The organism is Chlamydia pneumoniae TW-183 (genome assembly GCF_000007205.1).
GTDB lineage: Bacteria > Chlamydiota > Chlamydiia > Chlamydiales > Chlamydiaceae > Chlamydia > Chlamydia pneumoniae.
This window is the reverse complement of the sequence record NC_005043.1, coordinates 283,274-297,344: the sequence shown is the minus strand read 5'-3', so window position 1 is coordinate 297,344 and position 14,071 is coordinate 283,274. Positions and strand designations below refer to the sequence as shown.

Here is a 14,071-nt window from a genome sequence, read left to right as displayed (position 1 = left end):
GTTTTCTCATTTACCTACTTTAAAACCCTTTTTTGTTCTTAAAATAATAGTTTATTTCTCTGGTGTTAGGCGAATTGCTGTTGGTATACCATCTTCTCCCCTTACCACTGCCATTTTATACCATTTTTGTTCCTGAGCTGCTTTTGGCTCACCTATTCCAACAATATTTGATTGAGAATCGGCGGAGCCGGAGCCTTCTTGGTCTGCTAGGCTACGAGGGGACATCCTTGCTAATCCTGCAACAAATAGGGCGGTTCCAAGACCTACAAGTCCTGCACACAAGCCTAGTTGTAGATATCCTGTGAGAAAAAATACGGAGACGACAGCACCGATAAGAAGAGCCATTCCTAAAACAATACTTGTAGTGGAGCAGGTAACACTAAACTTTGACATTAGGGGGCGTGCTGGGGGAGTTGGGGTCTTAATCTTTAAAAAATTCAAGTCTTCGTTTTTCTGTTCGATTCCTAGGGATTTTCTAACTAGAATAGTTAGACCTGTGATAAAGAGAACAGCTCCTACTGTCACTGCAAAAGTCCCTAGAATTCCAGATAAAGGAACGCTGAGTCCTAGGGAACCTATAGTAAATAGCAAAACAATCCCGGATAGGATCATCAAAGTTGCTACAACAAGTAGGGTAACAGTGCATGCGAAAGTTTTTCGATCTTGGTTGATTTTAGAAGTTTGAGAAGTCGAGGAGGCTATCTGTTGCGATGGGTTGTTCTGATTATTAATTTCATCTAACGCCATTATCTACTCGTTTTATTTTTGAGATCGAATAATTTTATTAGAAAAATCAATTAAATCAAGATTAATCTTTTTAGGTTAAAGGTATTTTTAATTTTATTTCTTGATATAATAACTAAATTTTAAAAACCCTAGTACAGTTCTTTTCATCTGATTCTGCAATTTTGTACTAGAATCATAAGTATAAAGTCTCTTCCTTTTTGTTAATAAAACAGCGCTTTTTTACGAATTTCTTGTCATTATTTTTCTTTAAAGAGCAATATATTTAAAAGGATTTTTGTTTTGACAAGCACTTCATAATCAGCTTGTTGTCTTGGCGTTAGGAGTTTTGTTTAAGGACCATTTCTGATGCACAAGAACTACCCTCTATACGAAAGAACATGGAACTTTTTGGATTTAAGAAAAATGTATCGCACTAATGCCTGAAATGTACACAGTAGAGGCATAAAAAGACGAACCCCCTAACATAGGGGGTTCTAAAAAGATTGGGGGGATCACCCCCGATGAATAGAGAGGAGTATATTTTTTTTATAAATAAAAAAATAATTATATAGAAGATAATAATTGTGAGATTAAATTATTTTTTAAATTTAGTTAATTTTAAGTATTCAATATTTTCAATACTTTTTTTATCAGCATCCACAGTCTTTGCTCTTTCTATAAATGAGATTTCCCAAAATTTATCATTTAAAGAAGGGTTCAAGATTTCAGTTTTTGGAGCCATAGCCTTTGTTTTTGCAAGGACTACGGGAATTGTAGTGAATCAGTGTATCGACCGGTTCATTGATAAAAAAAATACAAGAACATCGAAAAGAGTCCTTCCTGCGAATCTTGTTTCTTTAAATTTTGCTTGGGTACTCTCTCTATTTTGTAGTTTTCTTTTTCTTTTTCTCTGCAAGATTCTCCGTATTTTTAGTTTGGGCATCGCTTCACTGACTCTTATGATCGTCTATCCCTATATGAAAAGGGTGACTTTTTTCTGCCATTGGGGATTAGGGTTGGTGTACACTGTAGCGATTCTTATGAATTTTTGTGCTTTTGCTGAGTCGGGGCTTTCCATGCGTTTATGCTTTCTTGCTCTTTTATGGGGAGGGAGTGTGGGTATGGTAATAGCTGCAAATGATATCATATATGCAATTGAAGATACCGAATTTGATAGGGAAGAAGGATTGCGTAGTGTTCCTGCACATTACGGTGAAAAGAAAGCCGTTGAAATTGCAAAAGTAAACTTATGGGTAAGTTATCTTGCTTATATTTTTTCAGGTTTTGTTGGTTCTTTAGATAAAGAGTTCTATTTCACAGCTATCATTCCTCTAGTTGTGATTCTTAAGGTAGTTAGAATGTATTCTAACTACAGTAAAAAAGATCAAGAAGGAGAGAGCAAATTCTTTTTAGCGAATATTGCGATTGCTCTATCGTTTCTTGTAAGTATGACTTTGTTTTGGAGTTTGAGTAGATGAAGCGTTATGTTGTGGGCATTTCAGGTGCCTCTGGGGTAATACTAGCTGTTAAGCTTATTAAGGAACTCGTAAATGCAAAACATCAAGTTGAAGTAATTATTTCTCCTTCAGGAAGAAAGACGTTGTATTATGAACTAGGGTGTCAGTCTTTTGACGCATTATTTTCAGAAGAAAACTTAGAGTATATTCATACTCATAGCATTCAAGCTATAGAGAGCTCTTTAGCGTCAGGATCTTGTCCTGTAGAAGCTACGATCATTATTCCTTGCAGTATGACTACAGTTGCAGCTATTTCCATAGGTTTAGCAGATAATTTACTGCGACGTGTTGCTGATGTGGCTCTTAAAGAAAGGCGACCCTTGATTCTTGTCCCTAGAGAGACCCCTTTGCATACGATCCATTTAGAAAATCTCTTAAAATTAAGCAAGAGTGGGGCAACGATTTTTCCGCCGATGCCTATGTGGTACTTTAAGCCTCAATCGGTTGAAGATCTTGAAAATGCTTTAGTAGGAAAAATCCTTGCTTATCTAAATATCCCCAGCGACCTAACGAAACAATGGTCGAATCCAGAGTGATTCTTTCAAGGATTAAGTTCGTCTACCATTGATTACCTCATGGAGGTTCTCAATGGCGATAAATGCTGAGGGATCTTCTCTATGAACGATTTCTTTTAGTTGTGAAAGTTGAAGACGTTCGACAACAACATAAAGAAGGTTTCTAGGTTCTCCGGAGTATCCTCCTTCTGCATGAATATAGGTTAAGCCAATCCCTAAGGTTTCCATGAGAATATGGCCTAGCTTTCTTGGAGAAGAGGTAATAATAGTGACAGACTTCGTATCTTCGAGGCCTAAAATCACCATATCCATGACTTTTGTTGCAATTCCATAGGTTAGAAATGAAACGAAAGCAGTGTGCCAATTTTTGTAGACAATACCAGATAAAGCAAAGATAAAGAAGTTTACAAATAAAATGATTTGGCCAACAGTGTAGCCTTTCTTTTTATTGATAATGATTCCTAGAATCTCTGTGCCATCTGTAGACCCTCCGTGGCGGATAATCAATCCACAACCCACGCCAATAATAGCACCGCCTAGCACAACGGTTTCCATTTCTGATCCTTTAAAAACAAAGGGGCTCATGCCGAGCCAAGAGGGGAGTTGATCAATAAGCCAGAGAGAACACGAAAAAATAATCACGGCTGTCAACATTTGAATCACAAAGTATTTCCCAATTTGCTTAAATGCTAGGAATACAAAAGGAAGATTGAAGAGAACTAAGCAAAAAGGAAGGGCTTTGTGACCTAAAAAATGCGAGGCTATAATGGAGAGGCCAACAATACCACCATCGATAAGTTCATTAGGCACTAATACCATCTGAACTCCGCAAGCAGCAAGAAAGCCACCTAAAATAAACCAACTTAATGTTTTGGAGAAATACAGAGGGAAACTGAATTTTGTTGGACGTGGACCGTGAGACATCCTGAAACCTCTGAAAGCATACTTCGCGAGAGACGGGGGTCGAACCCGCAACTTCCGCCTTGACAGGGCGGTGCTCTAACCAATTGAACTACTCCCGCAAATGGACACGACAGGATTTGAACCTATGACCCCCTGTGTGTAAGACAGGTGCTCTAACCGCTGAGCTACGCATCCAATAAGATAGGAGCATAAACTTACCAGAAGAAATAGTTTAATCACAATTATTTTTCTTTCAATTTAAGTGATTAAATCTCGATTAAACAAGAGATCTTTTGTAAAAAAAGACCTCTGATACCAAAGACTAGGGGGCTTTTAGAAAATTTTAGTGGTCAGCTCAGAGCTTAAAAGCGATGCATTGAAATTTTCTTGTGTCTTTTGAAATTCCTCTAGAGTCATTAAGCCGATAGGAGAGTTTTGTGAAAATATAGGAGACACGCTGATATGGTTTTCTAGCATGCAAGCGAGTTCTTCTGATGGATGCTCTCCAATCCGTACTCCAGAAATTTTCCCTACATAATATTGATTTTTGTTTACAGAGCCTAGGTATTGAGGTTCCTCGTAAAAAAATTCATCTCCTGGAGGCACAAGTCGCATACCTTCCCAAGAGGAACCCCCAGGACTGGTAGGAAAGTTAATATTTAACCCAGTTAAACAAGGAAAGGGTTGAGACAAGAGATAAATCACTAATGCTTTTAAAATTTCAGGAGCCTTGTCTTGTTGAAAGAAAGAAATATGGTTATCCTGAGAAAGTGCCATCGATGGAATGCCATCGACCAAGGCTTGTTTTGCAGCGCCTATGGTTCCTGAATACCAAGCATTCTTGCATATGTTGTTCCCACAGTTAATTCCTGAAATCACTAAATCAGGGGAAACCGATTCAAAAAGTGTTCTAAGGCCGAGTCTAACGCAATCTGTAGGAGAGCCTCCTACTGCCCATGCTTCTTTAACGGGTTGCGGGTATGCATACGGAGAGGCGCAGACTACTTGGTTCAGAGAGATTGCCATGCTTTTCCCCGACTGTTCGGCTTGGGGAGCTGCAATATAAATATCACCAATATTTGCTTCCAATAGAGCAGAGACTAGGCAACTCATTCCTTTAGCTGTGATTCCATCATCATTAGTTAGAATTATCTTTAATCTTTTATTCATGAGAACCAAGTAAACTTTTACTTCCTTATTTATATTAAAAATTAATTAATAACAAAGTGTCTCTCAAATTTTTTGTGATTTGGATGACCCATGTTCTTGAATTGCCAAAGCGATATTATGACGTGCTAAAGGGAATACCTCTTCTAATAACTTTAAACTTTGTTCCGCTTTGCTTCTTAATGAAACCACGGGACAACGGCAAGTGACTCTTGCGAAGCCGTTTTCCTTAGCGAACTTGCGAATCCAGAATTCGGGAGTGAAAATTAAGGGGCGCAAAATGGTAACTCCGAAATGGACCATATCCAAAACGGGAAGCATTCCAGCAAACTCTGCTTTATGTAGAAGATTTAATAAGGCGGTTTGGACGAGGTCATCTCGGTGATGACCAAAAGCGATAGCCGAAGCTCCTATTTCTTTAGCGGCTTGGAAAAGTAAACGTCTCCTTGCTTGAGAGCATGGATAACATTCTGGGGTTTCGGGTGCATAAGGAGAGGGAATTGTTCTAAACGGAATGCACAGTTGATCACAGATGCGGGTTAAATAAGGTTTATTAACTTCTGCTCCACAAGAGTATTTTCCTCCGATATTGACCGCGTGGAGATCTAAATCTGGGAATCCTCTTCCAGAAATTGCTTTGAGCATTAAAAGAAGTGTAAGACTATCTTTCCCACCACTGAGAGCAACTACAATTTTACGATGATTTGCTAACATGGTATGGGTATAGAGTGCTTTTCGGACCAAGCTTTCTATACGTTTTCCCGCTTTCATCCACGGAGGATTTAAAAGTAAAGTGGACATGAAAACAATGAATGGATGGTTAAAGGAATATTATTCTTAAGAAATCGCTGTTAAAAATCCAGAAACTTATAGTTCAGGTGAATAGGCTGGCATAAAGTTTGTACCTTTAATTATTCATTAAGTTTTTCTTCTTTTTATTAACGAGTACTAGGTTCCAAGGTTAAAGAAAAAAGCAATAGGTTTTTGCATTTGACTTTGGATTTTATTTTGAGCTTATTTAGACTTTTCTAAAAGATCTTGTGTGGAAGAGGATCACGTGTCAAAAAAAATTAATAGAAATGATTTATGCCCTTGTGGTTCTAATAAAAAGTACAAGCAATGTTGTTTAAAAAAAGAAGAACAAACAGCTCGGTATACAACTGAAGGAAAATTTAAATTTTCTGCTGAAGTTCTCTCTGCATCCGAGCAGGGAGAAGCAGGAGATAATTGTACGAAGTTGTTCCAGCGTTTATCTCAATCTTTAACTTCAGAACAGAAAGCGGCTGTTGGTAAGTTTCATCAGATTACTAAGAACAAAGAAGTAATGAGTAAAAAAGCTCTTAAGAAAGCTCAGGCAAAAGAAGAGAAATTGGTTACAGAGAAACTTCAGCAGCATAATTTTGAGATTCTAAATACTGGAGAGAATCTAGCTCCACCTATGGAGAGTACAGCTACTTTGAATCAAGACACTAATTTTGTTTGTGAGGATTTTATCCCTACACAAGAAGATTTTCGCATATCTGAAAACTCTCAAAAACCTCCAGTTGAGGAAGATTAATTTCAGATAAGTTACTTTCTGATTGAGAATAAAACTTTCTTTTTGAGATAATCGCACTTCTATTTCTGCTGGAGTAGCTCAATTGGCAGAGCATTCGATTTGTAATCGAACGGTTGAGGGTTCAATTCCTTTCTCCAGCATTTTTGGGGGTGTCGCATAGTGGTCAATTGCATCGGACTGTAAATCCGGCTCCTTACGGATACGTTGGTTCAAATCCAGCCACCCCCACTTCTTTTTCTTCAATATCTTGAATTCTCAAGGATCTTATATAAAACTTATAACTATTGGGAATGCATTTCATGAATTGTCATCTCATAGTTTCTATCTAATCAATTCGCTCAGAAAATGTAAAAAATTATTTGGATTCGGGGAGAGAACTTTTGAATTAAAAGTTCCAAATCTCAATCGATAATCAAAGGTTTTTGATTGCGAACAGTTCCTATTTTTTGTGAATTTTATTTATTATCTTGTTTCGTAAGAGAATTATTATTAGTTAATTATTTGACTAAATAGATCTATTTTGTTTTTAAAAGAAAAACTTATAACTATTTTATTGAAATGACAACAACAAATAATCAAGATAACAATGAGTGTTATTTTAAACTCGATTCAACAGTAGATGGAGACTTATTAGCTTCGAATATTCAGACTTTTGATAAGCAAGCTAAAGGAATCTCATCGACTGAAACATTTTCTGTTCAGGGGAACGCGACATTTAAAGAGAAAGTTTCAGCAACAGGTTTGACTTCGGCATCTACCTATAAGTTAAATGCTACAGGCCCGGCGCCTTCCTCAATAACAATCGATATGAAGAATAATCGTCTTAGTAATCCCGCATTACCGAAAAACCCATGCGATCCTGTTCCCGCGAACTATGTCCGTTCTCCCCAATATTTTTTCTGTGCCAAGCCAATAGAAGGGACTTTTATGTTTGATGGAAGTAGTCGATACTTACCTATAACTGGAGATGGATCAAACTATACTTTGTATCAGTCAAGCAAGGCTGGTGATGTTTTTCGTTTTGTAGATTGGGATCAAAATTCGAAAAAATTACACTTGGGGGGAACACAGCCATACAACTTCTTGCTGCAGGAACCTATATCCTAACTTTTACTATTGGTAAGCGCTGGGGATGGAACAATGGTTGGGGAGGATCGATTCGTCTATTTGAAGGGAAATACACTGGCGATGGAACAATGTTGTGCGGGAGCACAGTGTATAGTGGCGGAGGGTATTCAACGATAGGGTATTTAAGTACCGCAGTATATAGAGATCATAGTGATATAGATCCTGACCCGAACAATCCAAGTGACAAATATATGAATAATTTTTTGTTTGTTCGCAATGGAGATCACAGCGCGGTAATAGGGAACTATTCCTTTACACTTCTTTATTTTGCGGGGGATAAGGTGTAGTTATGAAAAGAAGAAACCTACAAAAAATTCTACCTAATGCTTCTACTCCGTCTACAAATGTAGCCGAAAATACTGGAATAAAAGATCAGAACTTATTTCTTGATCAAGCGACTCTTAATGTGGATGGCAATGTCGATATAGAAAACTTTTTAGAGACTCGAGATTTAAAAGTTGCAGATACAATCACTTCTCCATGTGAATTTACTGTCGGGGGCGGATTATCAGCAGAAAGTTCTCAATTTAAAGCGACAACACTTTCTAAAGGTTTGGAGATCACTTCTGAAGATCAGGATGGCCGAGTTCCTAAGTTTACAAATGTTAGCGATCCCCAATCTCCAAGAGATGCTTTAACATATAACTATTATAGGAACACTGGATGCCAGGCCCTTAATCTGTATACCTACTATAGTTCATCTCAGCCTACTACTGTAGGTAAACCAATCGAAACGGTGTGTCAAAACCCGAATCCAGAGACGTATCGCATTAGCGCTTCAGCTAAAATTTATGATGCTGTAACGAGATTCCCCTATATTCAGTTCAAGGCACCTGGAATCTATCAAGTCACAATACAAATACGTCGCGAGAGCGGGCAACATAGTGGACTTGATAATCCTAATTTATATCTGAACTTAATGATTGGGAATAATAAGACGCTGCTTTGTGCTTCAGATACGAGAGGTTACTCAGGAGGACATAGGACTAGTATTGCTGTAACAGGCACGTTTACTTTAACAGAAATTGTTGCTACCCCCCCTCATGATTACCCTTGGTTATTCTTAGAAACTACTATTGGTTTAGATATTAAATCCATGTCAACATGTGTTATTTGGTTTCCATTTCAAGCTAATTTTGCGGAGGTAGATTAATGTCAAATCCTACACCGAAAACAAAAATTTCAATTCCGACTTTTGTTAGATTTAATATTCAATCTATCAATTTGACTGAAGATCAAAAAAAAACGACATTTACTGTTGGGGGAAAAGTAACTACAGAAAATACTGTAGTTAGAGGAGATCTCACCTGTACAGACGGCGGACTGACTTGTCAATCGGATCTTACAATACAAAAAGATATAAATATCAGACCTACAAGCACCAATAGCATGGTTTTTGATGGTCGCTTAAATTTATCTAATTCACCTTTGTCTTATAAAAATTCTCAAGGACAAGACATTACCGACTATGAAAAAATGAGCTCAGGGAAACCTCAAGAATATGTTCCTTTCGGGTATTATAAACGTACGCAAATTATGATGGCACAGCGAGCTGCTCATTCATCAGGGTATGTAGGTGGTGGAAGTGTTCCATCTGGAAGTTATGTCCCTTGGAATAAGTTCGATCAAACGTCAACTCAAAAAACATCAGGAACAGAGATTTATATTGACCCAAATGACTCAACTAAATTGGTTTTCGAAGTAAATAATAAGGTGCCAAAACTTTTTCGTATTAGTGTTATTATGGCTAAACATGGTTCTTGGTTGGATAACGGAACAGGAGCAGATATTCTCTTAGCGGCGAATGAATATGAGCAAGGCGGAGGGAGGATAAATGTCACAGATCTTGCAATGACGACCTCTAGAGGGTCCAGTTATTATGAAACACGTCCTTTACAGGTAGTTTGCGTTACATACTATGCTCAAAATAATGGTTACTTTACTTTCCAGAATAGAGCTGGTGGAGGGTTAAGAGTCTCTTTCTTTTCTTGGAACATAGTTGCCTTGCCTTACGTTGAATAATCATCGAACTCCAAGTATTGTTAGAAACTAACGATGCTTGGAGTTCGATTTCCTTATATCACTTGGCTTCTATTTCTTACGGTTATTCACACTCATTTTTATTGAATCCCTTTTCTTAAGTTTGAATATTTTCTGATTCTTATCTTTTCTATATTTTAAATTTAATAATTTGACTTAATATTATTAATTTGATTTTGAGTTGATAAATTAAACTTTATTAAAAGTTATCATGAAAAACAATATTAATAATAATGAGTGCTATTTTAAATTAGACTCAACTGTAGATGGTGATTTGTTAGCAGCCAATCTCAAGACCTTTGATACACAGGCCCAAGGAATCTCATCGACTGAAACATTTTCTGTTCAGGGGAATGCAACATTTAAAGATCAAGTTTCAGCAACTGGATTAACTTCAGGAACTACTTATAATTTAAATGCACAAAACTTTACTTCCTCCCAAATCTCTATAGATTTTAAAAATAATCGTCTGAGTAATTGTGCATTGCCAAAAGAAGACTGCGATCCGGTGCCAGCGAATTATGTTCGTTCTCCCGAATATTTTTTCTGTTCCAAGCCTCTGATCGGAGATTTTGATTTTAACTCAGGGGAATCTTATTTGCCTCTGACTGGTTCGGAATATACTCTATATCAGTCACGTAATGTAAATAGTATATTTCGTTTTATAGGATGGAAGCAAAGTACACGAGAATTAACTGTAGGGGGAAATACTGCGATACAATTTCTTGCAGCAGGAACCTATATCGTTTCATTTACTGTTGGTAAACGGTGGGGATGGAATAATCGTTGGGGAGGAGCCATTTATATCAATAATGGTTTAGGACAAGTCCAATGTGAAAGCACGATTTATAGTGGTGGAGGGTATGCAACAATAGGTACACTGGGGACCTCAATATATAGAGCCTCTGTAGATGTAGCTCCTAATCCTAATGATCCGAATGCTTCGGATCGCTATAGAGCGGGTATTTTCTATCTCAGTAACGGTGGTTCTAGTGCAGGTATAGGGAATTACTCCTTTTCTCTTCTCTATTATCCGGACGATAGAGGGTAGTTATGAAAAAAATAAAACAACAGGGAAACATATTTGGATCGACGACTCCACCTATAAATCCCAATGAAAACTCTGGGGGTCAAAGATCAGAATTTATTTATAGATCAAGCAACTCTCAGTGTCGAAAGGAATGTAAGAATAGAAAATAATTTAGAGACTCGGGATCTCAAAGTCTTAGATACCACGACTTCTCCATGTGAATTTATTGTGAAGGGTAATGTGTCTGCGGAAGGTTCTCAACTTAATGCTACTACACTCTCTGACGGTTTTAATATCTATTCTAAGACAGACGTATCGCAAACTCCAGTATGCAATAATATTAGTGATCCTCAGTCTGCTCGAGATGCGCTTACATTTAGTTATTATAGAAAAACTGGATGTCAGGCTGCGAATCTCTATACGTATTATCCTGGGAATGGTTATTACGTTGCCCCTAACACTACAATTGAAACTCATGTTGCAGCTATCACCTCTAAAAGTGTGAGTCGTAACGCGACCCCTGACTTCAGCAGATATGCAGATATTGAGCCTGTGGTTAAACTCAAACAAGTCGGGATCTATCAAGTCACTATGCAGCTCACACGGTGGAGCGGACAACATGACGGAGATAATTCTGCCACTCTAATTCTTAATTTTGTCTCTGGAAATAATAAAACGTTGCTTTGTACTTCAGATACTAGAGGAGGTTATTCGAGTGACCGTACGAGTGTCGCTGTAACTGCAATCTTCAGTGTAACAGAGCTGGTTTCTAGTCCTCCTTATGACTATCCTTGGATTAACTTAGAGAGCACGATATGGATGAACCTTATGTCTCTATCCACATGTGTCATTTGGTTTCCATTTCCATCTAATTTTGTGGAGGTAGATTAATGTCGAGTTCGATACCCACAACACAAAAAATAACAATATCGATTCCTACTTTTGTTCGATTTAACATCGAATCAATCAACCTTACTGATGAGCAAAAGAAAACAGCACTTACTATTGGTCAGAATATTGCTACAGAGAATACTCAAGTTTTAGGAAATTTTGTTGATGCAGATGGAGGACTGATATGCCAGAACGATCTTTCCGTTGGAGGAAATATCAATATCACTCCACAAACCTTCAATACTATGGTTTTCAACGGTCGGGTGAATCTATCGAATTCTCCTTTTTCTTATCAAGACTCCTTGGGGAATAAGCGTCAAGACTATGCAAATATTAATACTGAGCAACCTCAACAGTATGTGCCTTATGGATACTACAAACTTACCAGAGTCATGATGATGCAGCGAGCTGCTCTTTCAGGAGGGCATGTAGGTTCGGGAGATATTGGTTGGGGGGAGTCAATGTACCTTGGAATAAGTTCAATCAAACGTCAACACAAAGTACAGTGATCAATTCCGCTATTTATATCGACTCAAGTCAGACTTGGATGATGCGATTTCAAGCAAGTGCTTCTATTCCTAGGCTCTTTCGTATTTCAATTTTTATGACCAAGCATGGAGATTGGATTGATAATGGTACAGGAGGGGAGCTTCTTTTGGTAGCATATGAAGCAAATCAAAACCCGTTATTTCCTGACATAAGAATTGAATTAGCTATGTCGACGTGTTCTGGAACAAGTTATTACCGTGCACGACCAATGCAGTGGCTTTGCTCAACATATTATGCTGTGAGACCTGGATACTTTGTTTTGGAAAATCGAAGTTATAGCTTTAGAGTGCAAAGTTTTTCTTGGAATATAGCGACTTTGCCTTTTGTTAACTAACCACAGGACCCTAAGCTTTGCTAGTTTTTAGCAAAGCTTGGTTCTGAGATTTTTTTACAACACGCCCTACAAGGTCGTAACCAGCAGTCCCTGTGATTTCTATAAAGCATCTTTCTCCAAAATGAGAAACAAGCTTCGCCTCATTTACAATAATACAAGGGTCCACTTCAGGAGCTTGTCCATAGAACCTTGCAGTGAGTAAAAGATTCGTTTCAGGATGATAGTTATCAATAACTGCTTCTATTTTTTCCCCAATGAGCTTCTGATTATGTTTATCCACATTGCGTTTCTGAATTTGAGATAGAATTTTCAACCTCGATTCTTTAACTTTTTCTGGTATCTGGTCAGGGAGTTCTGCTGCCGGGGTATTCGCTTCTTGAGAGTACAAGAAAATTCCGAGATTATCAATCCAACCCTCACCAATAAAATCAGCTAACTCCTGGAATTCTTCCTGAGTTTCACCAGGGAAACCCACAATAACAGAAGAACGGATATAGACCTGAGGAACCTTGGCACGTAATTTTTCTAGGAATCCTAGGATTTGCTCCCTAGAAGTCGTTCTTCGCATTTGCTTTAAAATACGGTCGTTAATGTGCTGTAAGGGAATATCTACATAGGGAAGAAGTTTGGGATTAGATTGCATAAGATCTATAATGCCATCACTCACTTCATCAGGATATAAATACAACATCCGCAGCCAATAATCACCAGGCTCTTTCAGTAACTCATGTAATAGTGATTCTAGCTGCGAACTGCGGTCTGTAGAGAGATCCTTTCCATAATCTCCTAGGTCTTGAGCTATCAATATAATCTCTTTCACACTCTTGTTTACAAGGATGCGGAATTCTTTAAGAATTTGATCCAGAGGTTTGCTGCGGAGCTTTCCTTTAATGGAAGGAATAATACAAAAAGCACAACGTTTTCTACAGCCCTCAGCAACTTTTAAATAGGCATAGTGTTTTGGTGTGGAAAGCTGTCTTGGAACTTCTCCCATCTCAATGTAACTCTTTGCAGAGATTTTTTCTCCAGATTCACGAGACTCAATAGCAGAAAGAATATTCTCAACATCCCCAGAACCTAGTAGGTAATGGATGTGTGACATCCAGGGTTTAAGCTCATCTTTGTGGTTGGAAGTCATGCATCCAGTTACAATAATTTTAGCGTTCTCTTTTTTTACATCAATTAGATGGTCTAGATAATCTTTAGCTTCATCTCTAGCACTTTTTAAAAACGCACAGGTATTTAAAATTAAATAGTCAGCATCTTCAATTTCATTAGTAGACTCGTAACCTGCCTTAAGAAGAATGCCTAGCATGACTTCGCTATCTACAAGGTTCCGAGAGCATCCCAAACTAATAAAATGAATTTTATTTTTGGAAATAACTGAATTGAAAGATCCTAAACTTTTTGTTGTCATCCTAGGTTCTCTAATAATGATTGGGAGAGTTCTTGATTCTTTTTGAAAAGAAATATAGCATAGTAAGCGATTTACTATTTTCTTAAAAGGACTCATCCATGGCAAGCAAGAATCGGGAGATTATTAAATTAAAAAGCTCGGAAAGTTCTGATATGTACTGGACTGTAAAAAACAAAAGAAAAACAACAGGTCGACTAGAACTCAAAAAATATGATAGAAAACTGCGTAGGCACGTAATTTTCAAAGAAGCTAGGTAAAAGGATTTCATCGTACTTAACTACTCGCTTCTAAAATCG

The 14,071-nt window shown here is 37.7% G+C and carries 17 protein-coding genes and 4 tRNA genes; 14 read left to right on the top strand and 7 right to left on the bottom strand.

Annotation, left to right across the window (positions count from 1 at the left end; all coding sequences use genetic code 11):
* Window positions 1-51: 51 nt before the first annotated feature.
* Window positions 52-747, bottom strand: coding sequence for a hypothetical protein (locus tag CPB_RS01370; protein WP_010882914.1), 696 nt, complete (start codon window positions 745-747; stop codon window positions 52-54).
* A 563-nt stretch (window positions 748-1,310) separates the two neighbouring features.
* Here CPB_RS01370 and CPB_RS01365 point away from each other — a divergent pair.
* Together CPB_RS01365 and CPB_RS01360 are read left to right on the top strand one after the other, a co-directional pair.
* Window positions 1,311-2,204: a 4-hydroxybenzoate octaprenyltransferase gene (locus tag CPB_RS01365; protein WP_010882913.1), complete on the top strand. Its 894-nt coding sequence runs from the start codon at window positions 1,311-1,313 to the stop codon at window positions 2,202-2,204.
* A complete protein-coding gene (locus CPB_RS01360) occupies window positions 2,201-2,779 on the top strand; it encodes a flavin prenyltransferase UbiX (protein ID WP_010882912.1) in 579 nt (192 codons plus the stop codon). Before CPB_RS01365 ends, CPB_RS01360 begins: the two co-directional genes overlap by 4 nt.
* Window positions 2,780-2,791: 12 nt before the next feature.
* On the opposite strand, the gene CPB_RS01355 is transcribed toward CPB_RS01360, so the two are convergent.
* The 5 genes from CPB_RS01355 to CPB_RS01335 form a co-directional block, all read right to left on the bottom strand.
* A complete protein-coding gene (locus CPB_RS01355) occupies window positions 2,792-3,682 on the bottom strand; it encodes a YitT family protein (protein WP_010882911.1) in 891 nt (296 codons plus the stop codon).
* Window positions 3,683-3,706: 24 nt separating this feature from the next.
* A tRNA-Asp gene (locus CPB_RS01350) sits at window positions 3,707-3,780 on the bottom strand.
* Window positions 3,781-3,783: 3 nt separating this feature from the next.
* Window positions 3,784-3,856: transfer RNA gene (locus CPB_RS01345), tRNA-Val, on the bottom strand.
* A 138-nt stretch (window positions 3,857-3,994) separates the two neighbouring features.
* Window positions 3,995-4,840 (bottom strand): 5'/3'-nucleotidase SurE, encoded by an 846-nt coding sequence (surE, locus tag CPB_RS01340; RefSeq protein WP_010882910.1) that lies wholly within the window; start codon window positions 4,838-4,840, stop codon window positions 3,995-3,997.
* A gap of 54 nt (window positions 4,841-4,894) precedes the next feature.
* Entirely contained in the window at window positions 4,895-5,629 is a 735-nt protein-coding gene (locus CPB_RS01335; protein WP_010882909.1) for a tRNA 2-thiocytidine biosynthesis TtcA family protein, read from the bottom strand.
* Between the two features lie 256 nt (window positions 5,630-5,885).
* Here CPB_RS01335 and CPB_RS01330 point away from each other — a divergent pair, with 256 nt between their 5' ends.
* From CPB_RS01330 to CPB_RS01280, 11 genes are all read left to right on the top strand, one after another.
* Window positions 5,886-6,386 (top strand): YecA family protein, encoded by a 501-nt coding sequence (locus CPB_RS01330; RefSeq protein WP_010882908.1) that lies wholly within the window; start codon window positions 5,886-5,888, stop codon window positions 6,384-6,386.
* Between the two features lie 67 nt (window positions 6,387-6,453).
* Window positions 6,454-6,526: transfer RNA gene (locus tag CPB_RS01325), tRNA-Thr, on the top strand.
* A 5-nt stretch (window positions 6,527-6,531) separates the two neighbouring features.
* A tRNA-Tyr gene (locus CPB_RS01320) sits at window positions 6,532-6,614 on the top strand.
* A gap of 330 nt (window positions 6,615-6,944) precedes the next feature.
* Window positions 6,945-7,493: a hypothetical protein gene (locus CPB_RS05795; RefSeq protein ID WP_011126093.1), complete on the top strand. Its 549-nt coding sequence runs from the start codon at window positions 6,945-6,947 to the stop codon at window positions 7,491-7,493.
* Window positions 7,415-7,801: a hypothetical protein gene (locus tag CPB_RS05790; protein WP_010895307.1), complete on the top strand. Its 387-nt coding sequence runs from the start codon at window positions 7,415-7,417 to the stop codon at window positions 7,799-7,801. Before CPB_RS05795 ends, CPB_RS05790 begins: the two co-directional genes overlap by 79 nt.
* Window positions 7,802-7,803: 2 nt before the next feature.
* A complete protein-coding gene (locus CPB_RS01305) occupies window positions 7,804-8,667 on the top strand; it encodes a hypothetical protein (protein ID WP_010882907.1) in 864 nt (287 codons plus the stop codon).
* Entirely contained in the window at window positions 8,667-9,536 is an 870-nt protein-coding gene (locus tag CPB_RS01300) for a hypothetical protein (RefSeq protein ID WP_010882906.1), read from the top strand. The genes CPB_RS01305 and CPB_RS01300 overlap by 1 nt, the downstream gene beginning before the upstream one ends.
* A 229-nt stretch (window positions 9,537-9,765) precedes the next feature.
* Entirely contained in the window at window positions 9,766-10,605 is an 840-nt protein-coding gene (locus CPB_RS01295) for a hypothetical protein (protein ID WP_011126092.1), read from the top strand.
* 63 nt (window positions 10,606-10,668) lie between these two features.
* Entirely contained in the window at window positions 10,669-11,475 is an 807-nt protein-coding gene (locus CPB_RS01290) for a hypothetical protein (protein WP_010882904.1), read from the top strand.
* Entirely contained in the window at window positions 11,475-11,984 is a 510-nt protein-coding gene (locus CPB_RS01285) for a hypothetical protein (protein WP_010895306.1), read from the top strand. Before CPB_RS01290 ends, CPB_RS01285 begins: the two co-directional genes overlap by 1 nt.
* A 38-nt stretch (window positions 11,985-12,022) precedes the next feature.
* A complete protein-coding gene (locus CPB_RS01280) occupies window positions 12,023-12,358 on the top strand; it encodes a hypothetical protein (protein WP_123838457.1) in 336 nt (111 codons plus the stop codon).
* 10 nt (window positions 12,359-12,368) lie between these two features.
* Here the strand turns inward: CPB_RS01280 and rimO are convergent, their stop codons facing one another.
* Complete coding sequence (gene rimO, locus CPB_RS01275) at window positions 12,369-13,775, bottom strand: 30S ribosomal protein S12 methylthiotransferase RimO (protein ID WP_041466977.1); 1,407 nt, start codon at window positions 13,773-13,775, stop codon at window positions 12,369-12,371.
* A 98-nt stretch (window positions 13,776-13,873) separates the two neighbouring features.
* Between rimO and rpmG the strand changes: the two genes are divergently transcribed.
* Window positions 13,874-14,032, top strand: a complete 159-nt coding sequence (gene rpmG, locus CPB_RS01270; protein WP_010882902.1) for a 50S ribosomal protein L33 — start codon at window positions 13,874-13,876, stop codon at window positions 14,030-14,032.
* Window positions 14,033-14,071: the final 39 nt, after the last annotated feature.

Bases quoted from the DNA above. Each gene is read 5' to 3' on its own strand.
- CPB_RS01370 (WP_010882914.1), bottom strand. From the start codon at position 747: ATGGCGTTAGATGAAATTAATAATCAGAACAACCCATCGCAACAGATA.
- CPB_RS01360 (WP_010882912.1), top strand. From the start codon at position 2,201: ATGAAGCGTTATGTTGTGGGCATTTCAGGTGCCTCTGGGGTAATACTA.
- CPB_RS01355 (WP_010882911.1), bottom strand. From the start codon at position 3,682: ATGTCTCACGGTCCACGTCCAACAAAATTCAGTTTCCCTCTGTATTTC.
- CPB_RS01335 (WP_010882909.1), bottom strand. From the start codon at position 5,629: ATGTCCACTTTACTTTTAAATCCTCCGTGGATGAAAGCGGGAAAACGT.
- CPB_RS05795 (WP_011126093.1), top strand. From the start codon at position 6,945: ATGACAACAACAAATAATCAAGATAACAATGAGTGTTATTTTAAACTC.
- CPB_RS01305 (WP_010882907.1), top strand. From the start codon at position 7,804: ATGAAAAGAAGAAACCTACAAAAAATTCTACCTAATGCTTCTACTCCG.
- CPB_RS01300 (WP_010882906.1), top strand. From the start codon at position 8,667: ATGTCAAATCCTACACCGAAAACAAAAATTTCAATTCCGACTTTTGTT.
- CPB_RS01295 (WP_011126092.1), top strand. From the start codon at position 9,766: ATGAAAAACAATATTAATAATAATGAGTGCTATTTTAAATTAGACTCA.
- CPB_RS01290 (WP_010882904.1), top strand. From the start codon at position 10,669: ATGAAAACTCTGGGGGTCAAAGATCAGAATTTATTTATAGATCAAGCA.
- CPB_RS01285 (WP_010895306.1), top strand. From the start codon at position 11,475: ATGTCGAGTTCGATACCCACAACACAAAAAATAACAATATCGATTCCT.
- CPB_RS01280 (WP_123838457.1), top strand. From the start codon at position 12,023: ATGATGCGATTTCAAGCAAGTGCTTCTATTCCTAGGCTCTTTCGTATT.
- rimO (WP_041466977.1), bottom strand. From the start codon at position 13,775: ATGACAACAAAAAGTTTAGGATCTTTCAATTCAGTTATTTCCAAAAAT.
- rpmG (WP_010882902.1), top strand. From the start codon at position 13,874: ATGGCAAGCAAGAATCGGGAGATTATTAAATTAAAAAGCTCGGAAAGT.